The organism is Actinosynnema sp. NPDC053489 (assembly GCF_044544865.1).
In the GTDB taxonomy this organism is placed as follows: Bacteria; Actinomycetota; Actinomycetes; order Mycobacteriales; family Pseudonocardiaceae; genus Actinosynnema.
This window is the reverse complement of the sequence record NZ_JBITXT010000003.1, coordinates 193,794-218,554: the sequence shown is the minus strand read 5'-3', so window position 1 is coordinate 218,554 and position 24,761 is coordinate 193,794. Positions and strand designations below refer to the sequence as shown.

Below are 24,761 nucleotides of genomic sequence, written 5' to 3'. Positions count from 1 at the left end.
GGCCGGCCGCTACTCCGCCGCCAGCTCCTTGACCAGCGGCACCAGGTCGGACGCGATCACCGCGCCGAGGAACGCCGCCGCCACCCGGTGCTGCTTGTCGAGCACGAACGTGGACGGCACCGTGTTGGGCGGCAGCCCGCGGAACGCCAGCATCGCGCGACCCGACTCGTCGTAGATCGACGGGTAGGTCAGCTTCCGGTTGGTGATGAAGTCGCGCGGCGACTCGGTGGAGTTCTCCTTGACGTCCACGCCCAGCACCTGCACGCCCAGCGGCCCGGTCTCGTCCTGCACCTTCTGCAGCTCGGGGGCCTCCGTCCGGCACGGCGGGCACCACGCGCCCCAGATGTTGACCACGACGACCTTGCCCGCGAAGTCGTCCAGCGAGATCGTCTTCCCGTCCTCCATCAGGCTCGGCCCGGTCAGCCCCGTGACGGTCTTGCGGTCGGCGGCCTCGTAGCGCAGCCTCGTCTCGCCGTTGGGCGCGACGAGCTGGAACTCCGAGCCGGCCACCACGGCGTCGTCGCCGGTGGTGCACCCGGTGAGCAGCAGCACGGCGGCGGTGAGGCCGGCCAGCGCCCGTCGCGCGCCCGTCCGCCTCATGCCCCGGTCACCCTCGGGTTGGTCGCGCCGGCCGGTTCGGTGTAGACGACCCGCACGAGCTGCTCGCCCTCGAACACCAGGCTGGTCAACGACGCCAGCGAGCACTCGCGGCGGCGCGGGTCGTGCCACATCCGCCTGCCCTCCAGGAAGCGCCGCAGCGTCCAGATCGGGAGCTGGTGGGACACGCACACGGCCTCGTGGCCCTCGGCGACGGACCGGGCCCGCTGCACCGCGCCGAGCATCCGGTGCGCGATCTGCAGGTACGGCTCGCCCCACGACGGGCGGATCGGGTTGACGAGCTTCGGCCAGTGCCTGGGCGAGCGCAGCGCGCCGTCGCCGACGGACACCTTCATGCCCTCGAACCGGTTGTCCGCCTCGATCAGGCGCTCGTCGGTGGCCAGGTCGAGCCGGTGCGAGTCGGCGATCGGGGCGGCCGTCTGCTGCGCCCGGTCCAGCGGCGACGCCACGACGTGCGCGATGTCGTGGTCGGCCAGGTGCTCGGCCACGGTGATGGCCTGCCGCTGGCCGCGTTCGGACAGCTTGAAGCCCGGCAGGCGGCCGTAGAGGATGCCGGTCGGGTTGTGCACCTCGCCGTGCCGGAGCAGGTGGACCACGGTGCGGCTCACCGGCTCGCCCCCGCGGCGGCGCGCGCGGCGTGCGGCAGCGCGTCGGCGATGACCTGGAAGTCGTCGTCGGTCATGGCGGCGTTGACGAACCACGCCTCGAACGCGCTCGGCGGCGGGTACACGCCCCGGTCGAGCAGGGCGTGGAAGAACGGCGGGAAGCGCCACGTCTCGGCCCGCTGCGCGCCGGCGTAGTCGGTGACCTCGGTGTCGGTGAAGAACACGCTGACCAGGTTGCCGGCGAACTGCACCCGGTGCGCCACGCCCGCCTCGGTCAGCGCGGCGGTGAACAGCGCGCCCAGGCGCGTGGCGTTGGCGTCCAGCGTGCGGTAGACGTCGTCGGTCGCCGCGCGCAGCGTGGCCAGGCCCGCCGCCACCGCGACCGGGTTCCCCGACAGCGTGCCCGCCTGGTAGACGGGGCCCGCCGGGGCGAGCTTCGACATCACGTCCGCCCGGCCGCCGAACGCCGCCGCGGGCAGCCCGCCGGACATGACCTTGCCGAACGTGTAGAGGTCGCCCTCGACGTTCTCCAGGCCGTACCAGCCGGCCCGGGACACGCGGAAGCCGGTCATCACCTCGTCCATGACCAGCAGCGCGCCGTTCTCCTCGCACAGCCGCTTCAGCTCGGCGTTGTGCTTCGGCGCGACCGCGCCCATGTTGCCCGCCGCCGCCTCGGTGATCACGCAGGCGATCTCGTCGGGGTTCTCGGCGAACGCCCGGCGCACGGCTTCGACGTCGTTGTAGGGCAGCACCAGCGTGTCGGCGGCCTGGGCGCCCGTGACGCCGGGCGAGGTGGGCAGGCCGAGCGTGGCGACGCCGGAGCCAGCCTGGGCGAGCAGCGCGTCGACGTGGCCGTGGTAGCAGCCCGCGAACTTGACGACCTTGCGCCGGCCGGTGAAGCCGCGGGCCAGCCGGATCGCGCTCATGGTGGCCTCGGTGCCGGAGTTGACCAGGCGGACCCGGTGCACCGGGGCGACCCGGTCGATGATCTCCTCGGCCAGCTCGACCTCGCCCTCGGTGGGCGTGCCGAACGACAGGCCGTGGACGGCCGCGTCGCGGACCGCGCGCACCACGTCCGGGTGGGCGTGCCCGAGGATCATCGGGCCCCAGGACGCCACCAGGTCGACGTACCGGTTGCCGTCGGCGTCCCACAGGTGCGGCCCCTCGCCGCGCACCATGAACCTCGGCGTGCCGCCGACCGAGTGGAAAGCCCTGACCGGGGAGTTCACGCCACCGGGGATCACCTCCGCCGCGCGCTCGAACAGTGCCTGGGATCGCGTCGCTGTCACGCCCCCCAGTCTCACACGTCCGGTTCCCCGCCCTGCTCCCGACCACGGGTGCGCACGGCGAGCGCGGTCTGCCGCAGCGCGTCGAGCAGCAGCACGCCCGCGAGGGTGACCAGGCCCACCGACGCGCCGATCCAGTTGCCCTTGAAGCGGGTCGACTCGAGCGGGGCGTGGTCGGGCACGGGGAAGCTGTAGTGCACGACACCCCGGTTCCAGCACCACACGGCCGCCGGCACGAGCAGCGCGATGAGCACCACCTCGCCGATCGCGACGAAGGCGCGTTTCGGCTGGTGCAGCGCCGGCGCGTCCGGGCGGGGTTCGGGCTCGGGGACGGTCTCGGTCTCGGCGGTGGCCGCGGTCACGCCGTCCAGCTTCTCACGTCCGCGCTGGTCGCCGGCCGTGCCGTGGCTGTCCGGCCGGTCGGCGCCGGGGTCATCGCGGGTCGGCACGGCGGTCACCTCCGTCGCGGGTGGTCAGCAGCTCCCCCATGGCGGCGCGCAGCGCCTCCGCGTCGCGGGCCCACCCCGTGACGACCGTGCCGTCGGTGAGCCGGATCGGCACCGGCTCCGTGCCGCGGGGCGCGGTCCAGCCACCGCCGAGCACCTTCGCGCCGGAGCGGGGCTCCAGGCCGTCGACCGACTCGACGTCGCTGATCGGCAGCTCCTCCCGCCCCTGGTGCAGGGCCACGGGGGTCAGGCGCACGGCGTGGAGGCGGCGGCGCGCCTGCACCCACAGCGCCGTCGGCAGCACGAGCAGCAGCGCGACGAACAGCCACCGCGCCGGGGCGGCCGAGCCGGTCAGCGCTTCGACGGCGAACCCGAGCGCGGCGAACACCGGGCCCCACAGCAGCGGCCACCAGGACGCGCCGGGTTCGGAGTAGAGGGTCGGCTGGTCCACGGCGGCGCTAACCCGCGTTCCCGGCGAAGTACCAGCGCGTGCCGGGCAGGAAGGCCGACACCGAGGCGGCGGCGGGCAGCGCCAGCCGGAGCGCGATCACCACCCAGGAGACCGGCTCCGTCCCGCCGTCGCGGGACGCCACGACCGCCGCCGCGAGGGCGAGCACGCCGACGACCAGCGCGCCACCGCACAGCGCGAGCCGCGCGTGGTAGCTGCCGCCGAGCAGCAGGACCGCGCCCCACACACCGCCGACGGCCAGGCAGGTGGCGGTGAACAGGGACATGATCGGGCCGAACCCGACGAGCGCGCCGTCCTCGGCGAGCGTGCGCACGACCGAGCCCACCGGCCACGACAGGGCCACCAGGACCCACAGGACGAAGGAGGCGGTGACGGCGCTGGGGCGCACGACCGCGGTGGTGCGCTGGTCGACGTCGCGCATCGGGCCCGGGAACGGCCCGGGGAACGGGGGCTGGTGCGGGTGCGGTCCGGTCGCCGGCGGGTGGTCGACGCGGCGCAGGGGCTGCCCGTACGGGTCGAACGGCGGCTGCGTCACCTCGTCACCGCTCTCGCGTAGGCGTTGGACGCGGGCAGGTACATGGCCACGAACCCGAGCGCGCACGCCCCGAGGAACACCCACGACCACGCCACGCCCACCGCCCAGTGCACGTACGGCAGCTCCCCGGAGGCGAACACCAGCATCGCGACGAGCCCGAACGCCGCGGCGGGCGGGGCGAGCGCGGTGAGCGCGACGCGCGCCCAGGTCCGGCCCGAGCGCAGCTTCGCGGCGGCGAGCACGAACGGCGTGGACAGCACCGCGAGCGCGAGTCCGAACAGGACCGGGGTGAGCCGCGCGGCCAGTTCCGCCTCACCCCGGGTCATCGGGCTGTCGTCGGTCGCGGAGTCGCGCACCAGGTCGTCGGCCAGCACGTCGACCCCGGTGTAGAACAGGGCGGGGAGCGCGAGCACCACCAGCGCGGCCCCGGCGAGCCAGCACCACGACGCGACGGTCGTGGTGACCGGGCGGCGCGGCGCGAGGTCGGCCGCGTCGACCGGGGGCATGGGCGCGGGCAGCCGGTAGCCGGGCGGCAGCGGCGTGTCCGGTCGCTCCTGTCCCGGCAGGTCCACGTGGTGGAAGGGCGAGGCGAACGGATCGGGCTCGGGCATGGGTTCTCCGCGGGGTCAGTGCTGCTTGACCCACTGTGCCGTACCGGGCAGCCAGGTGAGGGCCAGTCCGAGGCAGATCAGCAGCAGCGTCACCAGGTTCACCGCGCCCGCGCCCGGCAGCACGATCCACAGCACGTGCAGCACGGCCACCGCGGTGAGCACGCCGCGCGCCCACCGCCTGCCCCGCCGCAGCAGCCACCCGAACAGGCCGTAGCCGATCCCGAAGCCCACCGCGACGGCGGTGAGCTGCCCCAGCAGGCCCGGGATGACGGCCGGGTCGTCGCCGGCGCGGGCGGCGGCCCGCTCCAGCTCCTCGCGGCGCAGCCACAGCACGACGTTCTCCAGCAGGAGGAAGGCGGCGAGCGCGAACCACACCGCGACCGCGCCGCGCACCACGGGTGGCGGCTGCCCGGTCATCCGACTCGCTTGGCCGAGTCGAAGTACGCCTTGGAGGCGGGCAGGTACAGCGTCACCACGGCGGCGGCCACGACCAGCACGATGATCAACCCGACCAGAGAGAACCCGAACAGGTGGTACAGGAGCACCACCACGCCGAGCACGGTGAGGGCGATGCGCGCCCAGTTGCGGCCCGCGCGGGCCTTGACGGCGAAGAACGCCATGAGGGCGGCCAGCACGATGCCGAGGATCACGAGGAACACCAGGACGGCGGTCACGGCCGACTCCAGCTGCTCCGTCGTGACGCCCGGGGTGGGCGGGGCCTTGCGCGCCTCTTCGAGTGCGGTCTCGCGCTGGGTCAGCACCAGCACGGACGACACGACGAGCAGGAGCGCGCCGGCCAGCCACAGGAAGAACGACAGGCGGACTTCCCTGGGCTCCGCCACGGCGGGCCGGCCCGTGCCGCCGGACCCGGCCAGCTCCGACTCGCTGAGCGGCGGCGGGGCGGCGAAGGGCTGCTGCTGCGGGTAGGGCTGCTGCTGCGGCGGCGGCGCGTAGGGCTGCTGCGGCGGCTGGTTGTCCGGATCCTGTGGGGTTGTCACGTTCCGGAACGCTAGGGCCGCCCTCGGTGTGCTGTCCACCGCGACAGGCGGCGGACAGCACATCCGTGACCTCGGCGGTCAGCTGGCCTTGAAGTACTGGTTCGAGTCGGCCTTGAACATGAACACGATCGCGGCGATGGTGAGCACGAGCTGCGCCAGGCTCAGCAGCGCCTGGATCACGCCCAGGAAGCCGACGGAGAACAGGATGCCGATGGCGACCAGGCCGAACAGGCCGCCGATGATCGCGAGCACACCCAGCACGGTCAGCACGATGCGGGCCCAGTTGGCGCCCTTGCGCATCTGCATCACGACGAGGATCCACAGCACGGACACGACGAGGCTGAAGATCAGCGAGCCGTAGCTCGGCTGGATCGCGCCCACCGCCGACGTGTCGACGTTCATCGCCTCGAGCGTCTGCCGCGCCACGGCCTCCGCGGTCGCGAAACCGATGAGGTTGCCGAGGATGCCGAGGCCCGCCGCGATCAGCCACAGCAGGTACGCGGTGTCGACGGACTTCGGGCGCGCGGGCCGGCGCAGCTCGCTCTCGCTCAGCGGCGGGGCCTGCGGCGGGTACCCGGGCTGCTGGTTGTAAGGGTCGTTCGGAGTGGTCATGCGGAGGACCGTAGGAGTGACGCGGCACGCAGTCGACCGGAATTCACAACCCGTTAGCTACCTGTGGTGGTTTCGCACTGACCGTGCGCACTGATCTGAAGTACCCGGAAACTGATGCCTGGTACATCAGCACCACGGCGGTCGCGTCGACCACCATGGTGACCACCCCGAACGCCAGGTCGACACCGCTGACGACCAGCCCGAACGCGGCCGCGAAGCCGGACACCGCGGCGACGAGCCGGACGACGCCGAGGAAGATCCCGCCGCAGGCCAGCACCGTGAGCACGACCCGGGCCCAGTTGCGGCCGGCCGCCATCCGGTTGGCCAGCACCACGTAGACCAGCACCAGGCCGGCCCCGACGAGCAGGCCGAACACGATCCCGCCGGTCGCGGCGGCGTCCAGCTCGTCCTGGCTGAGGGTCGGCTGCCGGTCGCGGAGCTCGCGGATCAGCATCCCCCGGTCGGCCAGCTGCACCACGAACCGGGCCAGGCCGATCACCGCGCTGAGGATGAACAGCCACCGGGCCAGGTCGACCGGCCGGGGCGGCGGGTTCGGCGCGGTGGCGGCGGGAGGTCCGGCCATGCCCGTCACTCCCGGTCCAGCCAGCCGGCGGCCTCGACCGCCCAATAGGTGAGCACGACGTCCGCGCCGGCCCGGCGGATCGAGGTGAGCGTCTCCAGCACGGTCCGCTCGCGCTCGATCCAGCCGTTGCGGGCGGCGGCCTCGACCATCGCGTACTCGCCGGAGATCTGGTAGGCGGCGACCGGGACGTCGGCGACCTCGGCGACGGCCTTGACGATGTCGAGGTAGGGCAGGGCGGGCTTGACCATCACCATGTCCGCGCCCTCGGCGAGGTCGAGCGCGACCTCGCGGAGCGCTTCCCGGGCGTTGGCCGGGTCCTGCTGGTAGGTCTTGCGGTCGCCCCGCAGCTGCGACTCGACCGCGTCCCGGAACGGGCCGTAGAGGGCGGAGGCGTACTTGGCGCTGTAGGCGAGGATGCCGGTGTCGGTGCGGCCGGCCGCGTCCAGGGCGGCGCGGATGAACCCGACCTGTCCGTCCATCATGCCGCTGGGCCCGACGACGTGCGCGCCCGCCTCGGCCTGGGCGACGGCCATCCGCCCGTAGACCTCCAGGGTGGCGTCGTTGTCCACGACGCCGTCCGGGGTGAGGACGCCGCAGTGGCCGTGGTCGGTGAACTCGTCCAGGCAGCAGTCGGACATCAGCACGGTCGAGTCGCCGAGCTCGTGGCGCAGGTCGCGCAGGGCGGCGTTGAGGATGCCGTCGGGGTCGGTCGCGCCGGAGCCCACCGCGTCGCGCTCGGCGGGGACGCCGAACAGCATGATCCCGCCGACGCCCGCCTGGACCGCCTCGACGGCCGCCTTGCGCAGCGATTCGCGGGTGTGCTGCAGGACGCCCGGCATGCTGCGGATCTCGGTGGGCGCGTCCGCGCCCTCCTTGACGAACATGGGCAGGACGAGCTGGCGCGGGCGGACGGTGGTCTCGCCGACCAGGCGGCGCAGGGCGGGCGTGGTGCGCAGGCGGCGGGGGCGGTGGGCTGGGAACACGGTGGTACTCCCCTGTTGCGGTGGTGCCGGTTCGGCTCGGTGTGACCTGGGACCCTCGCGAGCACCCCGGGCAGGCCGGAGCCGGCAGGCCCGGCGGGGAGCGGCGTCCCGCCAAGCCTGCCGGCTCCGACCGGCCGCGGCACTCGAACCCGTGTCGCGCCGGGCCGCGGTGGAGCCGGTTGTCCCCGCGGGTCAGGACCTGCGGAGGCGCTTGGTCTTGCGCGGCGGGGGCAGGGCCCCCTCCGCGCGCAGGCGGGCCGCGTGCTGGGCCAGGGCGTCGACCAGGGCCGGGACGTTGGCGTCCTCCGGCTGGACGTCCACCCTCAGGCCGAACTCGCGGGCCGTTTCCGCCGTCTGCGGGCCGATGCACGCGACCAGGGTGCGGGCGTGCGGCTTGCCCGCGATGCCCACCAGGTTGCGGACCGTCGAGGACGAGGTGAAGCAGACCGCGTCGAAGCCGCCCGACTTGATCATCTCGCGGGTGTCCGCGGGCGGCGGGGCGGCGCGGACCGTGCGGTAGGCCGTGACGTCGTCGATCTCCCAGCCCCGCTCCCGCAGGCCGGCGGCCAGGGTCTCGGTGGCGATGTCGGCCCGCGGGAGCAGGACGCGGTCCACCGGGTCGAGGATGTCGTCGTACGGCGGGAAGTCCGCCAGCAGGCCCTCGGAGGACTGCTCGCCCGACGGCACCAGCTCCGGGATGATGCCGAAGCTGCGGACCTTCGCGGCGGTCGACTCGCCGACGCAGGCGATCTTCACGCCGGAGAACGCGCGGGCGTCCAGGCCGAACTCGCGGAACTTCTCCCAGACCGCGCGGACGGCGTTGGTCGAGGTGAACACCACCCACTGGTAGCGGCCGTCGACCAGGCCCTTGACCGAGCGCTCCATCTGGGCGGGGCTGCGCGGCGGCTCCACGGAGATGGTCGGGACCTCGACCGGGATCGCGCCGTGGGAGTGCAGCCGGTCGCTCATCGCGCCGGCCTGCTCCTTGGTGCGCGGGACGAGGACCCGCCAGCCGTACAGCGCCCGCGACTCCCACCAGGAGAGCTTGGCGCGCCCGGCGACCGCCTGGCCGACGGTGACGACCAGGGGCCCGCCCAGGTCGCCCGCGTCGGCGGCCAGGGAGGCCAGGGTGGTGTCGACGGTGCGCTGGCCGAAGCCGGTGCCGTCGCACGTCACCGCGACCGGGGTCTGCGGCGCCACGCCGTGCTCCACCAGGGAGGAGGCGGCCTCGGCCAGGTGGCCGCCGGTGGCGTGCAGGACGAGCGTGCCGGGGGCGGCGGCCAGGCCCGCCCAGTCGGTCACGCCGCGGACGTCGGCCTCGGTGTGCACGGCTCCCAGGGCGACGCCCGCGTAGGCGGGCACGGCGGTGCCGGCGGGGACGCCGGGCACCACGTCGAAGGCGATGGTGGTCTTGGAGACGGCCTGCGCCTCCTTCACCACCGAGTCCAGGGTCAGCGGGTCGCCCGCCACCAGGCGGACCACGGCGTTGCCGTTCTTCGCCTCGGCGACCAGGTCCTTCGCGACGTCGGCGGGATCGCCCACGGCGGGTCGCACCTCGACGCCGTCGGGTACCAGCGCCACCACCTCGGCCGGGACGTCCGGGTCCGTGACCACCAGCTCCGCCTTGTGGAGCAGGTCGCGGGCCCGGACCGTGAGCAGCCCGGTGTCGCCCGGGCCCGAGCCGACGAACGCGACTCGGCCGGGGGTCTTGCGTGCGCGGGTCATCAGGGCACTCCCCATCAACTACGCCTCGCCGGCGACGCGGTGGCGTGGCCGGAGAGGTCGAGCAACTCGGCGGCCAGCGCGCGGCCGAGTTCCTCTGCTGCGGTCAAGTCACCGGTGGCGGACGCACGGAGGAGGTCGCCGTCCTCCGTCGCCATGACCCCGCGCAGGGACAGGCGGAGAACCACGGTCCCGTCTTCGGCGAGGTCTTCCACCACATCGGCCAGTGCGCCGACCGGCGCGCTGCAACCCGCCTCCAGCGCGGCCAACAGGGCGCGCTCGGAGGCGACAGCGGCCCTGCTGGCCGAGTCGTCCAGAGTGGACTGGAGGAGGTGTTCGGTGTCGACGTCGTCGACCCGGCACTCCACTGCGAGGGCGCCCTGCGCGGGCGCGGGGAGCATCTGGATGGGCTCCAGGGTCTCGGTGATCTCGGCGGCGCGGCCGAGGCGGGCGAGGCCGGCGCGGGCGAGGACGACGGCGTCCAGCTCGCCGTCGCGCACCTTCCGGAGGCGGGTGTCGACGTTGCCCCGCAGGGGCCGCACGTCCAGGCCGAGGCCGAGCGCCTCCAGCTGCGCCGCGCGGCGCGGCGAGCCGGTGCCCACCTTCGCGCCCGCGGGCAGCTCGCCCAGGGTCAGGCCGTCACGGGCGACCAGCGCGTCGCGCGGGTCCTCGCGGGGCGGCACGGCCGCCAGGGACAGGCGCGGGTCGCGCGCCGTGGGCAGGTCCTTGTAGGAGTGCACGGCGACGTCGATCTCGCCGTGGGCGAGCGCGTCGCGCAGCGCCGAGGTGAACACCCCGATGCCGATCTCGGCGATGGGTGCGGACGAGCGGTCACCGGGCGTGGAGATCGTGACGATCTCCACGGTCGCGCCCGCCTCGCGCAGCGCGTCGGCCACGTGGCCGGTCTGCGCGAGCGCGAGGGCGCTGCCGCGGGTGCCGATCCTCAGGGTGCGGTTCACCGCTTCTCACCTTTGGGTTGCGTCGAATGGGGGGAGCTGACGGCGGTCGGCGCCTGCGGGTCGAGCCCGAACAGCTCGCGCAGCGCCTCGGCGTAACCGGCGCCACCGGGCGCGGCGGCCAGCTCCTTCACCCGCACGGTGGGGGTGTGCAGGAGCTTGTCCACCACCCGGCGCACGGTCTTGGCCAGCTCGTCGCGCACCGGACCGGGCAGCTCGGGCAGCCGCGAGTCCAGGCGCAGCAGTTCGGCGTCCACGACCTCGGCGGCGCGCTTGCGCAGCGCCGTCACGGTGGGCGTGACCCCGGCCGAGCGCTGCCCGGCCAGGTAGCCGCGGACCTCCTCGGCCACGATCTCCGCCGCGCGCAGCGTGCCCTGCCCCGTCGGGGCGTCGGACAGCCTGCGCTGGAGGGTCTCCAGGTCGACCACGCGGACGCCGTCGAGCAGCGCCGCGGCCGGGTCGACGTCCTTGGGCAGGCCGAGGTCGCAGACGACCAGCGGCCGGTCCGGGGCGCGGTCGCCGATGTGCTCGGCGCCGACGACGGTGCCGACCGAGCCGGTGCACGCGAACAGCACGTCGGCCTCGGCGACCTCGCCGGTCAGGTCGCCCAGGCCGGTGGAGCGGGCGGGCACGCCGTCCGCGCGCAGGGCCGCGGCCAGGCGCTCGCCGTTGGCGGCCGTGCGGTTGGCGATGACGACCTCGCCGATGCCCGCGCGGCGCAGGTGGGCGGCGGCCAGGCCGCCCATGGAGCCCGCGCCGACGATGAGCGCCCTGCGGCCGCCGAGCCCGCCGAGCGCCGCGGCGGCGTCGGAGAGGGCCTCGGAGACGACGGACGCGCCGGCGTGGTCGATGTCGGTCTCGCTGTGCACGCGCTTGCCGACCCGCAGGGCGTGCTGGACCAGCTCGTGCAGCGTGCGGCCGACCACGCCCCGCTCGTCGGCGGCGGTGTAGGCGGTGCGGAGCTGGCCGAGGATCTGGGCCTCGCCGACCACCATCGAGTCGAGGCCGCCCGCCACCGAGAACAGGTGCTCGACGGCCGCGGCGGAGTAGTGCACGTAGAGGTGCTCGAACAGGTCGGCGGGCTCGGCGCCCGACTGGTGGGCGAGCACCTCGACGACCTCGTTCAGGCCGCCGTGGAACGTCTCGACGACCGCGTACACCTCGACCCGGTTGCAGGTCGACAGCAGCACGGCCTCGGACACGCTCGGCGCCCGGAGCAGCTGGTCGAGGACCTTGCCGCGGTCGGCGTCGGCGACCGCGACGCGCTCGAGCACGGGGACCGGGGTGGTCCGGTGGGACAGACCGACGACGAGGACGCTCACGCTGCCGTCACCACCGACCGGCTCACTACCCGCACGATCACGGGCGAATCACCACCCCGTCCACACCGATGCCGTTGACCACGTCACCGGCGGCCTCGTCAGCCCGCCGCGCGACGTGGAACGACAGGATCTGCATCTCGACCGCCAGGTCGACCTTGCGCACTTCGACGTAGTCCGGCACTTGGAGCACGACGGGTGCGAAGTTCAGGATGCACTGGACTCCGGCGGATACCAAACGGTCGCAGACGGCCTGAGCTGCCTGCGGCGGCGTCGCGATGACCCCGATCGAGACCTCGCGCTCGGCGCAGACGGACGTGATGTCGTCGATGTGGTTGACGGGTATGCCGCCTACCGGCACTCCCGTCAGGTCCGGGTCGATGTCGAACAGCGCGGCGACCGGGAAGCCGCGGCTGGGGAAGCCGCCGTAGTTGGCCAGCGCGTGACCAAGATTACCGATCCCGACGACCGCCACGGAGTGCTTGCGGGTGAGGCCGAGGATGCGCTCGATGTGGCTCACGAGCACCTCGACGTCGTAGCCGACGCCGCGGGTGCCGTACGAGCCGATGTAGGACAGGTCCTTGCGGAGCTTGGCCGAGTTGACCCCGGCCGCGCCCGCCAGCTCCTCGCTGGAGATGGTCGTCACGCCCTGCTCGACCATGCCGGACAGGACGCGGAGGTAGACCGCCAGGCGCGCGACCGCCGCCTCGGGGATCGCGCGGGCCCGCTCGCGGACGTCGGCGGGCGCGTCGGCGGAGCCCTGCGGGGCGGTCCCCGCGGCGGTGCCCCTCGCGGCGCCGGTCCCCGCTGCGTTGGTCCCCGCTGCGTTGGTCCCTGTCGGGGTGGTCCCCTGTGGGCGGGTCACGACACCGTCACCCTCGCCCCGCTGAGCCGCCACGCTGGAACTCCTCGACATCCGTCGCACTGACCCGCCGGGTACCGCCACCAGCGGAGTGATGGACCCACCGTACCGCTTGTGAACGCTTGCACAAAGTTGGCGACCGGAGGCCGGACCGGTGGGGTGAATTCCGGTCTACGCCCGTTCGGGTGATCTACGCGACGGTGAAGAAGACGCTGTGCCAGCCGGTCGCGCCGTCCGGCACGGGCGCCACCCGGGCCTGCGGTTGGGTGAACCCCGAGCGGTCGGTCGCGCGTGCCTCGATCGTGTGACCGCCGGGCGCCAGGCCGGTCAGCTCGACGCGCCACATCCGCCACGTCGCGCCGCTCACCTCGTCGGCGAGCGCGGCCGTGCGCCACGGCCCGCCGTCGACCCGGACCTCCACCCGCTCCACGCCGGTCGGCGGTGCCCACGCCACGCCGGCCGCCACGACGCGGCCGGTCACCGTCGACCCGCGCTCCGGCCGGTCGACCCGGGACATCACCTTGACCGGCGCCCGCCGCGCCCAGCCCCGGTCGAGCCAGTACCCGCGCCTCGCGTCGAACGTGGTCAGCTCCAGGTCGACCACCCACTTGGTGGCCGAGACGTACCCGTAGAGCCCCGGGACGACCAGGCGCGCCGGGAAGCCGTGCTCGGGCGGCAGCGGCTCGCCGTTCATGCCGAGCGCGATGAGCGCGCCCCGGTCCGGCTCCAGCACCACGTCGACCGGGCAGCCGGCCGTCCACCCGTCGGAGCTGGTGGAGAACAGCTGGTCGGCCCCCGCGCGGACACCCGCCTCCAGCAGCACGTCGCGCAGCGGCACGCCCACGAAGTTCGCCGTGGAGATGTAGGGCCCGCCGACCTCGTTGGACACGCACACCATCGTGACGGTCCGTTCCACCAGGTCACGGCCGCGCAGGTCGGCGTAGCCCAGGGTCAGCTCCCGGTCGACCAGGCCGTGCACCCGCAGCGACCAGTCCTCGGCGCGCAGGCGCGGCACGGTCAGCGCGGTGTCGATCCGGTAGAAGTCGGCGTTGGGCGTGAGGAACGTCGGCGTGCCCTCGGCGGCGAAGTCCGCGCCGGGCGGGACGGGCGGCGCGGGCGAGGCGGGGGTCGGCGGGCCCACCGCCCGGCGGGACGCCTCGACGTCCACCCGGCCGCCCGCGGCCTGGCCCACCAGGGCGGCCACCCCCGCGCCCGCGGCGGTCGCGCCCGCGGCGACGAGGAACGCGCGCCGGCCGGCGGGGTGCTCGGCGGGGTGCTCGGCCCTGGCGTGCAGGAGGCGGAAGGCGGCGACGCCGACGGCCAGGGCGGTGGCCGGCGCGAGCACGCCGAGTTGGCCCAGGTCGGGCCGGTACAGCACGGCGGCGACGCCCAGGAGGCCGAGGACGACGGCCAGGACCGTGCCGGGCAGCGGCGAGCGGCGCGACAGCAGGCCCGCGCCGACGGCCGCGCCGAGCAGGACCACGGCCATGCCGAGCAGCAGCACGAGCTTGTCGTGCGTGCCGAACGCGCGGACCGCGAAGTCCTTCAGCCCGCTCGGCGCGAGGTCGATCGCGGTGTTGCCCACCGCGAGGAACGGCGAGGCCGACGGCCCGACCAGCCCGGCCACGAGGTGGCCGGCGGCGAGGGCGGCGGCCACGCCGAGGACTCCGACGAGGGCGGCGGTCGCGCGGTTCACCACCCGATTGCACACCCCCGGCGGCCCCGGGCGCGCGAACCGTAAGCGTCCGGTAATCCTCAGCGCAGGGATCCTCAGCGCAGGAATCCTCAGCGCAGGGCGGCGCGGAGGCGGTCCTCCTCGACCGACCAGTACCCGTGCTCCTCGCCGTCGACCAGGATCACCGGCACCCGGTCGCCGTACTCGGCGCGCAGCTCGCGGTCGGCGTCGACGTCCCGGACGTCCCACGGCACGCCCAGCTCGCCGCAGATCCGCTCCAGGTCGGCCTTCGCCCGCTCGCAGGCGTGGCAGTCGACCCGGCTCATCAGAGTGACGTGGTGGCTCACGGCGTTCAGGCTAGGGGCAGGCGCAGCCGGGCACGCGCCAGCTTCCCGGTCGGCGAGTGCGGCAGCGCGGTGGCGAACTCGACCACGGTCGGCACCTTGAACTTCGCCAGGCGCCCGGCGCAGTGGTCCTTCACCGCGTCCTCGGTCAGCTCGGCGCCCTCGGCGGGCACCACGACGACCTTCACCGACTCGCCGGTCCGCTCGTCGGGCACGCCGACCGCCGCGGCCTCGGCCACGCCGGCCAGCTCGGCCAGCACCTGCTCGACCTCGTGCGGGTAGACGTTGAAGCCGTTGACGATGATCAGGTCGCCGGCGCGGTCCACCAGGTGCAGGTCGCCCTCGGCGTCGAGGTAGCCGACGTCGCCGGTGCGGAACCAGCCCCCGGCGTCCGGGCCGTGCGCGCCGTCGGGCCAGTAGCCGCTGAACAGGTTGTCGCCCCTGGCCGAGACCAGGCCGGTGCCCGGCTCGTCCTCCTCCTGGTCCAGCGGGCGGCCGTCGGTGTCGACCAGCCGGATGTCCACGCCCGGCAGTGCCCGGCCGACCGAGCCCGGCTTGGGCGCGCCGCCCGCCAGGGTCGTGGTCAGCACCGGGCCGGTCTCGGTCAGGCCGTAGCCCTCGTAGACGGGCAGGCCCACCGCGTCGCGCATCGCGGCGAGCAGGCCGGGCGCCAGGGGCGCGGCACCGGAGGTGAACAGGCGGACGGTGGCCAGGTCCTCGCGCAGCCGCTCGACGGGTTGGCGCAGGATCGCCGCGTACATCGGCGGCACGCCCACCACGGTGCTCACCCGGTGCTCGCGCACCGCCGTCAGCGCCTGGTCCGCGTCGAACCGCTCCAGCAGCACGCCCGTGGCGCCCGCGCCCGCCACCTGCAGCAGGCCGGGGCCCAGGCCGTAGACGTGGAACAGGGGCAGCGCGAGCAGCACCCGGTCGCCCGCCGTCACCGGCGCGGGCCGCAGGGAGGCGCACTGCGCGACGTTGGCCAGCAGCGCCCGGTGCGACAGCATCGCGCCGCGGGGCGAGCCGGAGGTGCCGGAGGTGTAGCCGAGCACGGCCAGGTCCTCGCCGGAGCCGACGGCGGTGAACTCCTCGCCCGGCTCCGCCGTCGGCGGGGGCAGCACCTCGACGTCCACGCCCTCGCCGTCGCCGACGAGGAGCTCCGCGCCGCTGTCGGAGACCAGGCGGTGCAGCTCGCGCGCGGGCTGGCCCGGCCCGGCGGGCACCAGCACGCCGCCCGCCCGCAGCACGCCGAACACCGCCACGCAGAACGGCAGGCCGGTGGGCAGCCGCACGACCACCCGGTCGCCGGGCCGCACGCCCGCCCGGACGAGCCGGTGCGCCTCGCCGTCCACCGCGGCGTCGAACTCGCTCCAGGTGAGGCTGTTCGCAGTCGTGACATCCACCAGGGCCACGTGCTTGGGTCCACGGTGCGCGGAGGCGCGAACCAGGTCGGCGATGTTGCTTGCGGGTGCGGTCAACGTGACCTCCTGGTGAACCACAGCGGACCTCAGCGCAGTCTGTCACGCGCGGGCGGCGTCACGCAGTGCTCCACCCGCGTCGCAGATCCGAGTCCACCAGCCGCTACCTACTACGGAGTAACAACACGTATGCTGCCGGCACGGCGACCCTGTGGAGGTGCCGCGAGCCGATGACCGCACGGGCACGCGAGAACTCCGTCCGAACCATCCGGACGCTCCGGGCGAGGTGGAGCGCGGGAGGGCAGTCCAGCACGATCGACAGCGTGGAGAGCAACGCGGCCGAGGAGCCGTGGAACCTGGTCCGCGCCGCTCAGGGCGGCGACGCGGACGCGTTCGGCGCGCTGTACGACCGGTACGTCGACGTGGTCTACCGCTACGTGCTCTTCCGGGTCGGCGACCGCACCCTGGCCGAGGACGTGACCAGCGAGACGTTCCTCCGCGCGCTGCGCAGCATCGGGTCGATCAGCTACCAGGGCCGCGACGTGGGCGCGTGGTTCGTCACGATCGCGCGGAACATCGTCTTCGACCACGTGAAGTCCAGCCGCTACCGGCTGGAGGTCACGACCGCCGAGCTGGCCGACAACCGCGAGGTCACGGACGGTCCCGAGCAGGAGGTGCTGACCGGCGCGACCAACGCCGAACTGCTCCGCTGCGTCGCTCAACTGGGTGACGACCAGCGCGAATGCATCACCCTGCGCTTCATCCAGGGCTTGTCCGTGGCCGAGACGGCGGCCAGGATGGGCCGCAACGAGGGCGCGATCAAGGCCCTGCAGCACCGGGCGGTGCGCCGGTTGGCCCAACTGCTGCCCAGCTGGTTGCGGTGAGACCGCCGTCGCACCGACCGCCACCCGCGTAACCCCGGGACCACCCGGTTCGTTGTTCGGGGCAGGATCGCTCCACGCGGTGCTGGATGGTCGGCCGATCGGCGGTCGGCCGAGCGGGACGGTTGGCCGAGTGGGATGGTGGGCAGAGGGATCACGCCGCTAGGGCGTCACAGGCAGCGCGAGCGGTTCGCTCGCGCCGTCGACGCGCATCCCGGGTCCGAGGCGGGCGCGGGCGACGAGTTCGCCGCCGAGCTGGCCGTGGTGGCCCTGCTGCGGGAAGCCGCAGTCACGTCGGGCCCCGACGAGGCCGCCCGGGCGCGGATGCGGGCCAGGGTCCTCGGCGCGGCCGAACGCCCGCCGGCCAAGCCGGTCCGGCTCCCGAGGCCCCGGCGCACCGGTGCGCGCGGCCGATTAGCGGTCGCCCTCGCCGCGGCGCTGTGCCTGGTGTTCTCGCTGGCCGGGATGAGCCTCCTGCTCAGCCGGGACGCGCTGCCGGGCGACGCGCTGTACGGCGTCAAGCGCACCGCCGAGTCCGCCTCGCTCGGCCTCACCTTCGACGAGGGGTCGAAGGGCTACAAGCGCCTGGAGTTCGCCGCCGCGCGCGTGAACGAGCTGGAGACGCTGGTCGACCGCTACCGCGAGTCCGGCGGCGGGCCGCTGGGCGGCTACCTGACCGCGCTGACCGACTTCGACGCCGACGCCGCGGCCGGTTCCCGCGTGCTGGCCGCGCTCGGCTCGAACGCCGACCGGCGCGCCCTGGACGACCTGGGCGGCTGGGCGGACTCGCAGGCCGACCGGCTCGCCGGGCTGCGCCCGTCGCTGCCCGCCGGCGCCACCGACCGGGTCGCCACGTCGCTGGACCTGCTGACCCGGATCGCCGAGCGCGCGGCGGCGCTGCGCGCCAGGGCGGACTGCGCCTCCGCGACGACGGGGGAGGTCGACCAGGTCGGCCCGGTGCCCGCGCGGGACGAGTGCGCCGCGCCGCCCGCCGCGACCGGCACGACGACCGACGCCACCTCGCCGCCGCCCGCGCCGACGACCGCCGCCGTGCCCACCACGCCCCGCGACACGCCCGGCGCGACGACCACCGCGACGCCCCCGCCCGGCACGCCGGCGCCCACGAACCCGGCCCCGCCGACGACCACGACGCCCACCGGCCCGCTGCTGCCGCTGCCCACGCTGACCCTGCCGTCGCTGCCGCTGCCCGGCCTCGGCGGCTGATCGCTACCCTGTCCCCATCGGACCGCGGGAGGCGCTGACGTGGTGAAAAGGCGTGTGGTGGAGGGCTCGGCGGAACGGGAGCGGCGCGCCGCCCTGGCCGGCGAGGCGTCGGCCGAGGCCGCGCTCACGATCGGCCACTCCGGGAGCGCGCCCACCGACCTGACCGCCGCCGCCTTCTTCGACGTCGACAACACCATGATGATGGGCGCGTCGATCTTCCACTTCGCCCGCGGGCTGGCCGCGCGCAAGTACTTCAAGAACTCCGACCTGGCCGGTTTCGCCTGGCAGCAGCTCAAGTTCCGGGTCGGCGGCCGGGAGGACCCGCAGAGCGTGGCCGCCTCGCGCGAGCAGGCGCTGTCGTTCGTCGCCGGCCGGTCGGTGGCGGAGCTGGTCTCGCTCGGCGAGGAGATCTACGACGAGCTGATGGCCGACCGGATCTGGGCGGGCACGCAGGCGTTGGCGCAGATGCACCTGGACGCGGGCCAGCGGGTGTGGCTGGTGACCGCGACGCCGGTGGAGCTGGCGCAGATCATCGCCCGGCGGCTGGGCCTGACCGGCGCGCTGGGTACGGTGTCGGAGAACTCCGACGGGATCTACACCGGCCGGCTGGTCGGCGACCTGCTGCACGGCCGGGCCAAGGCGCACGCGGTCCGCGCGTTGGCCGCCAAGGAGGGCCTGGACCTGCGGCGCTGCACGGCGTACTCCGACTCGGTGAACGACGTGCCGATGCTGTCCGTGGTGGGCACGGCGGTCGCCGTGAACCCCGACTCGGGCCTGCGCGAGACGGCCCGCAAGCGCGGCTGGGAGATCCGCGACTTCCGCACCGGCCGCAAGGCCGCCAGGATCGGCGTCCCCTCCGTGCTCGGCGCGGGCGCGCTGGCCGGCGTCGTGGCCGCCACCCTGGCCTACCGCCGCCGCACCCGCTGACGGCGCACCCCAATAGCGCGCACCCCGACGGCGCGCACCCCGCGGCGCGTCGGCCCACCGGGCGTCAGCCCAGGAAGACGTTCCGCCGCTGGGTGAGCAGCCGGTACAGGGTCTGCTGGATCGTCTCGCGCACCTGGTCGGTCAGGTTGAACACGAGCATCGGGTCGTCCGCCGCGTGCGGGCCGTAGCCGTCGGTGGCGATCGGCTCGCCGAACTCGATGTACCACTTCGACGGCAGCGGGATCGCCCCGAGCGGCCCCAGCAGCGGGAAGAACGGCGTCACCGGGAAGTAGGGGAAGCCGAACAGCCTGGCCAGCGCCTTGATGTCGCCGATCTTCGGGTAGATCTCCTCGGCGCCCACGATCGAGCACGGGATGATCGGCACGCCGGTGTTCAGCGCCGCCGACACGAACCCGCCGCGCCCGAACCGCTGGAGCTTGTAGCGGTCCTTGAACGGCTTGCCGATGCCCTTGAAGCCCTCCGGCCACACGCCGACCAGCTCGCCGGAGCGCAGCAGCCGCTCCGCGTCCGGGTTGCACGCCAGCGTCTGCCCCGACTTGCGGGCCAGCGCGCCGAGCACCGGCGTCTTGAACACCAGGTCGGCGCCCAGCATCCGCAGGTGGCGGCGCCTGGGGTGGTCCGCGCGCATGGCGTACGCGGTCATCGTCGCGTCCAGCGGCAGCGTGCCCGAGTGGTTGGCGACGATCAGCGCGCCGCCCTCGCCCGGCACGTTGTGCAGGCCGATCGTCTCCACCCGGAACCACTTCTCGTACAGCGGCCGCAGCGACGGCATCAGCACGTGGTCGGTCAGGTCGGGGTCGAAGCCGAACTCGTCGACCTCGTAGTCGCCCTGGAGGCGCCTGCGGGCGAACGCCAGCAGGTCGGCCAGCCGCTCCTCCCAACCCGCCGGCGGCTCGGGGTCGGGGTCCGCCGGTTCGGGCACCGGGACGGGACCTGGCCGCGCCGCGCCCCCGGCACCGCGCCGTCGCCCGAGCGGCTCCCGGTCCGCGCCGTGCAGCGGGATCACCCGCGCCTCCGCCACGTGCCCACCTCCTCGCCCCTGGAGCGGAACCGGGCGGCCAGGTCGAGCAGGCCCCGCTCGACCGACGCCGCCAGGTCCGGGTCCACGAGCGGGCGCAGCGCGCGCCCGCTCACGTAGTCGTCGAACGCCTGCTGCGTGGTCCACCTCGGCGTGAACCCGAACTCGCGCTTGAGCAGCGTCGTGTCCACCACCCGGCCCCAGTTCAGGAACCTCATCTGGTCCGGGGAGAAGTCCACCAGCCGCGCGCCGCGGAAGAACCGGCCCATCGCCGGCACGGCCGGGCTCGGCACGGGCAGGTTGACCCGGCCCGCGCGGCGGATGGCCTGCGACAGCATCAGCACGCCGTCACCGCCCACGTTGTAGACGCCGGGCAGGTCGTGCAGCGTCGCCCGTTCGAGCACCGCCAGCGCGTCCTCGGAGTGCAGCAGCTGCACCCTGGCGTCGTACCCCATCACCGTCGGCACGACCGGCAGGGCGAAGTACCTGGTCAGGACCGTGTCGATGCGCGGCCCGATGAAGTTGGTGAACCTCAGCGCGGTCACGGCGACGTCCGGCCGGCGGCGGGCGAACCCGCGCACGTACCCCTCGACCTCGACCGCGTCCTTGGCGTACCCGCTGGAGGGCAGGTCCTTCGGGCCCATGTCCTCGGTGAACACCGCCGGGTCGCGCGAGCTGGACCCGTAGACGGCGCTGGTGGACTTGACCACCAGCTTGCGCACGTGCGGCGACTTCTGGCACGCGGCCAGCAGCTGCATCGTGCCGATGACGTTCATCTCCTTCATCGCGGTCCGCCCGGCCGGACCGGCCGGGTTCGCCGTCACCGACGCGTGCACGACCGTGTCGACGTGCGCGGTGGCGATGACCTTCGCGATGAGGGGGTTGCGGATGTCGGCGCGCACGAACTCGGCGCGGCCCATCCGGCGCCGCAGGTCGTGCGACGGCGGTTCGGTGTCCACGCCGAGCACGCGCTCGACGTCGGGGTTCGCCGCGAAGCGCGCGGCGAGGTGACCGCCGAGGTAGCGGCTGCAACCGGTGACGAGGACGACCTTGGGCGCCATGCGACTCCCTGTGCGGGTGGTTCGACCCGACGATGCTAACCGCGATCGGCCGACGCCATCGGGCGCGGAGCGGCCGTCACGACGCAGGCCACCGGGCTCGACCGGTGAATCACCCGGATGGCGGGGCGACCCGCGCCCGCCGTGATGCGAAGGCACCGCCGACCCCCGGGGTGACCGGTGGTCGGCGGTGCCGAGAACCCGCAGGGGCCTACTTGCCGCGCTTGCGACGCTGCACGCGAGTCTTGCGCAGCAGCTTGCGGTGCTTCTTCTTCGACATGCGCTTGCGGCGCTTCTTGATGACCGAGCCCATGCGGGTTCCTTCACTACTAGACGTCGGGGTCTCCACGCGCCGGTGGAGACACCCGTCGAGTGGGCGCGCCGACACCAGGCACGAACGGCCTATGAGTTTACCCGGCGGCCCGGAGCCGCCCTCACCCGGCGTCGAAGTAGGCGTTGCGCAGGTACTCGTGGACCGCCTTCTCCGGGACTCTGAACGACTTGCCCACGCGCACCGCCGTCAGCTCACCGGAGTGGACCAGGCGGTACACCGTCATCTTCGACACGCGCATCATCAGCGCGACCTCGGCGACCGTCATGAATCTGACTTGACCGAGTGACTTCTCCTCCGCAGGCATGGATCACCGCGTCCTTCGACACGCGTCGTGCCGTCGGCTTCCCCACCGACGGTTCGACACGCACGTGCTGCTCTGAGGGTAACGGGACGGGTGGGACTGGTGCGACGGCCAATGGCGGTATCAGTCCACCTCGTGGGCGCGTCCCAGTTCCACCGAACGGTCGCGTGCGGCTTCCAGCGCGGCGAGCATCGCCGCGCGCACGCCGTGCCGCTCCAGCTCCCGGATGGCCATGATCGTGGTGCCCGCGGGCGACGTGACGGCCTCGCGCAGGATCGTCGGGTGCTGCCCGCCCTCGCTGAGCATGGCGGCGGCGCCGACGGCCGACTGGATGATCAGGCTGCCCGCGAGGTCGCGCGGGATGCCCAGCAGGATGCCCGCGTCGATCATGGCCTCGACCAGGTAGAAGAAGTAGGCCGGGCCGGAGCCGGACAACGCCGTGACGGCGTCCTGCTGGTTCTCCGGGACGCGGGCCACCTTGCCGACCGTGGCCAGCAGCTCCTCGACCAGGTCCAGGTGCTCGTCGGAGGCGTAGCGGCCCGCCGAGATGGCGCTCATCGCCGCGCCGACGACCATCGGCGTGTTGGGCATGACCCGGACGACCGGCGTGTGGTCGGGCAGCCTGCGCTCGAACAGGGCCGTCGGCAGGCCCGCGCACAGCGACACCACGAGCGTGCCCGGCTTGAGCACGGGCGCCAGCTCGTCGAGCAGCGGGTCGATGTCCTGGGGCTTGACCGCGACCACGAGCACGTCGGCCCGCTGGGCGGCGCCGGGCACGTCCAGGCCCTCCACGCCGTACCGCTCGGTCAGCGCGGCGGCCCGTTCCGGGTGCTTCTCGGTGAACAGCAGCTCGTCGGCACCGCGCCCGCCCTGGAGCAGCCCCGACAGCAGCGCCTCACCGATCTTGCCCGCACCCAACACGGCGATCGTCGTCATGCGCCAAGCGTGCCACGCCCCCACAACCGCGTTCCCCGAGGTCCCGCGCTCCCACCCCGTGAGTCCCACGCTCAGACCTCGTGAGTCGTACGCTCAGACCTCGAGAGTCCTACGTTCGGGACCCGTGAGTCCTACGTCCGGGACCCCCGAGTTCAACGCTCAGGTCGCCGGCGTCAACGCCAGCTGCCGCGCCTGGCACACCAGCCGGCCCGCCGAGTCGATCACCACGGCGTCCTCGTCGAACCACTGCCCGTGCACCGCGCTGCACGACACCCGCACGCGCAACCACCCCGGCGCGGGGTCCGCCCGCTGCAACGCCGTCAGCTGCACGGTCGGCGACCACCCGAACCGCCCCAGGTTGAACGTCACCGGCATCGAGATGTCACCCACCACGAGCGCGAAGTACGGGTCCGGGCGCTCGCCCAGCGGGCGCGCCCACAGCCGCAGCACGAGCGGGTCGCCCACCCGACCGGTCAGGAACCCCGCCCCCGCCTGGTCCAGCCGCACGTCGCACACCGCGCCCAGCTTGTACACCCCGCCGGACCCCATGGACGCCAGGTCGATCGCGTCCGGCGGCGGCGCGGCGGGCATGTCCGGCAGGTCGGCGTAGTCCGGCGCGGCCGTCGGCATCCGCCCGACCGTCACCGCCGCCTCGACGCACACCCGCCCCCGCTGCTCCAACGTCGACGTCACCACGGTCGCCGTCCGACCGGCCTTGCGCACCTGCGTCCGCACCAGCACCGGCCCCACCTCCGGCGCACGCAGGAACTGCGCGCTCACGGCCAGCGGCGCCAGGTCGTCCGCCCCCGGCACGGCCGCCCGCGCGCTCTCCACCGCCGCCCGCGCGACCACGGCCAGCAGGAACCCGCCGTGCGGCTTCGGGCCGATCGTCCACTCGGCGGGCAGGGACGCGGTGTACGTGCCGTCGCCGAGGGAGCGGACCGCACTGGCTACCGAGAACGACACGGGGCTCCTCACGAGCGGCTGACCAGCGAACGCAGGAAGAACGCGACGTTGGCCGGTCGTTCGGCGAGCCGGCGCATCAGGTACCCGTACCACTGACCGCCGTACGGCACGTAGACGCGCACGACGTGCCCCTCGGCGGCGAGGTGGCGCTGCGCGCCGGGCCGCACGCCGTAGAGCATCTGGAACTCGAAGTCCTCGACCGACTTGCCGTACCAGCGGGCGCGTTCGCCGATGATCTCGATCAGGCGCGGGTCGTGCGTGGCGAACATGGGGTAGCCGGAGCCGGCCAGCAGCACGTTGGCGCAGCGCACGTAGTTCAGGTCGACCTCGTGCGGGTCGACGTGCGCCACCGACGGCGGTTCGGCGTACGCGCCCTTGCACAGCCGGACCCGCGTGTCGGCGAGTTCCCGCACGTCGTCCAGGGTGCGGCGGAGGTACGCCTGGAGCACCGCGCCCACCCACGGCCAGTGCCGGCGCAGCTCGGCGAGCACGCGGAGGGTGGCGTCGGTGGTGGTGTGGTCCTCCATGTCGAGCGTGACGGTGGTGCCCGCCTGCTCGGCGGCGGCGCAGACGCGGGAGGCGTTGTCGAGGGCGAGCGTCTCGCCCAGGCCAAGGCCGACGGCGGACAGCTTCACGCTCACCTCGGCGTCCGCGGCGAGGCCCACGTCGTGCAGCTGGTCGAGCAGCTCCAGGTAGGCGCGCACGGTGCGTTCGGCGGTGGGTCGGTCGGTGGTGTCCTCGCCGAGGTGGTCGAGGGTGACGCGCAGGCCGTCGCCGATCAGCGCACCGGCGGCGTCGACCGCGTCGGCGGTGGTCTCGCCGGCGACGAACCGGCGCACCACGTCGCGGCTGACGGGGGCGGTCGCGACGACCCGGCGCACCGCGTCGTTGCCCGCGGCCGCGAGGATCAGCGTGCGCAACGGGTTCACGATCAAGACCCTAGTCGCTGACGGGCGGGAATCCCCTGCCGACGTGACCTGAGCGTTGAATTCACGGGTCCTGGGCGTAGGACTCTCGGGACCTGGACGTAGGACTCTCGGGTCCTGGGCGTAC

29 protein-coding genes are annotated in these 24,761 nt (G+C 74.1%); 3 read left to right on the top strand and 26 right to left on the bottom strand.

Annotated elements, in window-relative coordinates:
- Positions 1–9 precede the first annotated feature (9 nt).
- From ACIGNX_RS07715 to ACIGNX_RS07625, 19 genes are all read right to left on the bottom strand, one after another.
- A complete protein-coding gene (locus tag ACIGNX_RS07715) occupies positions 10–600 on the bottom strand; it encodes a TlpA disulfide reductase family protein (protein WP_396537451.1) in 591 nt (196 codons plus the stop codon).
- Positions 597–1,226: a histidine phosphatase family protein gene (locus ACIGNX_RS07710; RefSeq protein WP_396537449.1), complete on the bottom strand. Its 630-nt coding sequence runs from the start codon at positions 1,224–1,226 to the stop codon at positions 597–599. Before ACIGNX_RS07710 ends, ACIGNX_RS07715 begins: the two co-directional genes overlap by 4 nt.
- Complete coding sequence (hemL, locus tag ACIGNX_RS07705; RefSeq protein WP_396537447.1) at positions 1,223–2,512, bottom strand: glutamate-1-semialdehyde 2,1-aminomutase; 1,290 nt, start codon at positions 2,510–2,512, stop codon at positions 1,223–1,225. Before hemL ends, ACIGNX_RS07710 begins: the two co-directional genes overlap by 4 nt.
- Before the next feature lie 11 nt (positions 2,513–2,523).
- Complete coding sequence (locus ACIGNX_RS07700) at positions 2,524–2,958, bottom strand: hypothetical protein (RefSeq protein ID WP_396537445.1); 435 nt, start codon at positions 2,956–2,958, stop codon at positions 2,524–2,526.
- Positions 2,942–3,406 (bottom strand): hypothetical protein, encoded by a 465-nt coding sequence (locus ACIGNX_RS07695; RefSeq protein WP_396537443.1) that lies wholly within the window; start codon positions 3,404–3,406, stop codon positions 2,942–2,944. Before ACIGNX_RS07695 ends, ACIGNX_RS07700 begins: the two co-directional genes overlap by 17 nt.
- A gap of 7 nt (positions 3,407–3,413) precedes the next feature.
- Positions 3,414–3,959 carry a hypothetical protein gene (locus ACIGNX_RS07690; protein ID WP_396537441.1) on the bottom strand — a complete coding sequence of 182 codons (546 nt, stop codon included), beginning with the start codon at positions 3,957–3,959 and terminating at the stop codon, positions 3,414–3,416.
- Positions 3,956–4,570 carry a hypothetical protein gene (locus ACIGNX_RS07685; protein WP_396537439.1) on the bottom strand — a complete coding sequence of 205 codons (615 nt, stop codon included), beginning with the start codon at positions 4,568–4,570 and terminating at the stop codon, positions 3,956–3,958. Before ACIGNX_RS07685 ends, ACIGNX_RS07690 begins: the two co-directional genes overlap by 4 nt.
- A 15-nt stretch (positions 4,571–4,585) precedes the next feature.
- Positions 4,586–4,987, bottom strand: coding sequence for a hypothetical protein (locus tag ACIGNX_RS07680; RefSeq protein WP_396537437.1), 402 nt, complete (start codon positions 4,985–4,987; stop codon positions 4,586–4,588).
- Positions 4,984–5,568, bottom strand: coding sequence for a tripartite tricarboxylate transporter TctB family protein (locus ACIGNX_RS07675; protein ID WP_396537435.1), 585 nt, complete (start codon positions 5,566–5,568; stop codon positions 4,984–4,986). Before ACIGNX_RS07675 ends, ACIGNX_RS07680 begins: the two co-directional genes overlap by 4 nt.
- A 78-nt stretch (positions 5,569–5,646) precedes the next feature.
- Positions 5,647–6,180 carry a hypothetical protein gene (locus ACIGNX_RS07670; protein ID WP_396537433.1) on the bottom strand — a complete coding sequence of 178 codons (534 nt, stop codon included), beginning with the start codon at positions 6,178–6,180 and terminating at the stop codon, positions 5,647–5,649.
- 43 nt (positions 6,181–6,223) lie between these two features.
- Positions 6,224–6,763, bottom strand: a complete 540-nt coding sequence (locus tag ACIGNX_RS07665; protein WP_396537431.1) for a hypothetical protein — start codon at positions 6,761–6,763, stop codon at positions 6,224–6,226.
- 5 nt (positions 6,764–6,768) lie between these two features.
- Positions 6,769–7,746, bottom strand: coding sequence for a porphobilinogen synthase (gene hemB / locus ACIGNX_RS07660; protein WP_396537429.1), 978 nt, complete (start codon positions 7,744–7,746; stop codon positions 6,769–6,771).
- A gap of 192 nt (positions 7,747–7,938) precedes the next feature.
- Entirely contained in the window at positions 7,939–9,471 is a 1,533-nt protein-coding gene (locus tag ACIGNX_RS07655; protein ID WP_396537427.1) for a uroporphyrinogen-III synthase, read from the bottom strand.
- Positions 9,472–9,485: 14 nt separating this feature from the next.
- Entirely contained in the window at positions 9,486–10,427 is a 942-nt protein-coding gene (gene hemC, locus ACIGNX_RS07650; RefSeq protein ID WP_396537425.1) for a hydroxymethylbilane synthase, read from the bottom strand.
- A complete protein-coding gene (locus ACIGNX_RS07645) occupies positions 10,424–11,746 on the bottom strand; it encodes a glutamyl-tRNA reductase (RefSeq protein ID WP_396537423.1) in 1,323 nt (440 codons plus the stop codon). Before ACIGNX_RS07645 ends, hemC begins: the two co-directional genes overlap by 4 nt.
- Positions 11,747–11,783: 37 nt before the next feature.
- Entirely contained in the window at positions 11,784–12,641 is an 858-nt protein-coding gene (locus ACIGNX_RS07640; protein WP_396537421.1) for a redox-sensing transcriptional repressor Rex, read from the bottom strand.
- 154 nt (positions 12,642–12,795) lie between these two features.
- Complete coding sequence (locus tag ACIGNX_RS07635; protein WP_396537419.1) at positions 12,796–14,301, bottom strand: molybdopterin-dependent oxidoreductase; 1,506 nt, start codon at positions 14,299–14,301, stop codon at positions 12,796–12,798.
- An 89-nt stretch (positions 14,302–14,390) separates the two neighbouring features.
- Positions 14,391–14,627: a glutaredoxin family protein gene (locus tag ACIGNX_RS07630; protein ID WP_396537417.1), complete on the bottom strand. Its 237-nt coding sequence runs from the start codon at positions 14,625–14,627 to the stop codon at positions 14,391–14,393.
- Between the two features lie 5 nt (positions 14,628–14,632).
- A complete protein-coding gene (locus ACIGNX_RS07625) occupies positions 14,633–16,102 on the bottom strand; it encodes a class I adenylate-forming enzyme family protein (RefSeq protein WP_396537415.1) in 1,470 nt (489 codons plus the stop codon).
- A 170-nt stretch (positions 16,103–16,272) separates the two neighbouring features.
- On the opposite strand from ACIGNX_RS07625, the gene ACIGNX_RS07620 reads away from it, so the two are divergent.
- The 3 genes from ACIGNX_RS07620 to ACIGNX_RS07610 all read left to right on the top strand — a co-directional run bounded on the left by ACIGNX_RS07620 (position 16,273) and on the right by ACIGNX_RS07610 (position 19,074).
- Complete coding sequence (locus ACIGNX_RS07620) at positions 16,273–16,926, top strand: sigma-70 family RNA polymerase sigma factor (RefSeq protein WP_396537413.1); 654 nt, start codon at positions 16,273–16,275, stop codon at positions 16,924–16,926.
- 135 nt (positions 16,927–17,061) lie between these two features.
- Entirely contained in the window at positions 17,062–18,147 is a 1,086-nt protein-coding gene (locus ACIGNX_RS07615; RefSeq protein WP_396537411.1) for a DUF5667 domain-containing protein, read from the top strand.
- 39 nt (positions 18,148–18,186) lie between these two features.
- On the top strand, positions 18,187–19,074 hold the full coding sequence (locus ACIGNX_RS07610) for an HAD family hydrolase (protein WP_396537409.1): 888 nt from the start codon (positions 18,187–18,189) through the stop codon (positions 19,072–19,074).
- A gap of 64 nt (positions 19,075–19,138) precedes the next feature.
- On the opposite strand, the gene ACIGNX_RS07605 is transcribed toward ACIGNX_RS07610, so the two are convergent.
- The 7 genes from ACIGNX_RS07605 to ACIGNX_RS07575 form a co-directional block, all read right to left on the bottom strand.
- On the bottom strand, positions 19,139–20,116 hold the full coding sequence (locus tag ACIGNX_RS07605) for a lysophospholipid acyltransferase family protein (RefSeq protein WP_396537407.1): 978 nt from the start codon (positions 20,114–20,116) through the stop codon (positions 19,139–19,141).
- On the bottom strand, positions 20,098–21,174 hold the full coding sequence (locus tag ACIGNX_RS07600; protein ID WP_396537406.1) for an NAD-dependent epimerase/dehydratase family protein: 1,077 nt from the start codon (positions 21,172–21,174) through the stop codon (positions 20,098–20,100). The genes ACIGNX_RS07605 and ACIGNX_RS07600 overlap by 19 nt, the downstream gene beginning before the upstream one ends.
- A gap of 208 nt (positions 21,175–21,382) precedes the next feature.
- Positions 21,383–21,484 carry a 30S ribosomal protein bS22 gene (locus ACIGNX_RS07595; RefSeq protein WP_015105422.1) on the bottom strand — a complete coding sequence of 34 codons (102 nt, stop codon included), beginning with the start codon at positions 21,482–21,484 and terminating at the stop codon, positions 21,383–21,385.
- A 121-nt stretch (positions 21,485–21,605) separates the two neighbouring features.
- Positions 21,606–21,809, bottom strand: a complete 204-nt coding sequence (locus ACIGNX_RS07590; RefSeq protein WP_053722699.1) for a helix-turn-helix domain-containing protein — start codon at positions 21,807–21,809, stop codon at positions 21,606–21,608.
- Between the two features lie 120 nt (positions 21,810–21,929).
- Positions 21,930–22,742 carry a pyrroline-5-carboxylate reductase gene (gene proC, locus ACIGNX_RS07585; RefSeq protein WP_396537403.1) on the bottom strand — a complete coding sequence of 271 codons (813 nt, stop codon included), beginning with the start codon at positions 22,740–22,742 and terminating at the stop codon, positions 21,930–21,932.
- Between the two features lie 159 nt (positions 22,743–22,901).
- Entirely contained in the window at positions 22,902–23,708 is an 807-nt protein-coding gene (locus ACIGNX_RS07580) for a thioesterase family protein (RefSeq protein ID WP_396537401.1), read from the bottom strand.
- A gap of 8 nt (positions 23,709–23,716) precedes the next feature.
- On the bottom strand, positions 23,717–24,637 hold the full coding sequence (locus ACIGNX_RS07575; RefSeq protein ID WP_396537399.1) for a proline dehydrogenase family protein: 921 nt from the start codon (positions 24,635–24,637) through the stop codon (positions 23,717–23,719).
- Between the last annotated feature and the right edge of the window lie 124 nt (positions 24,638–24,761).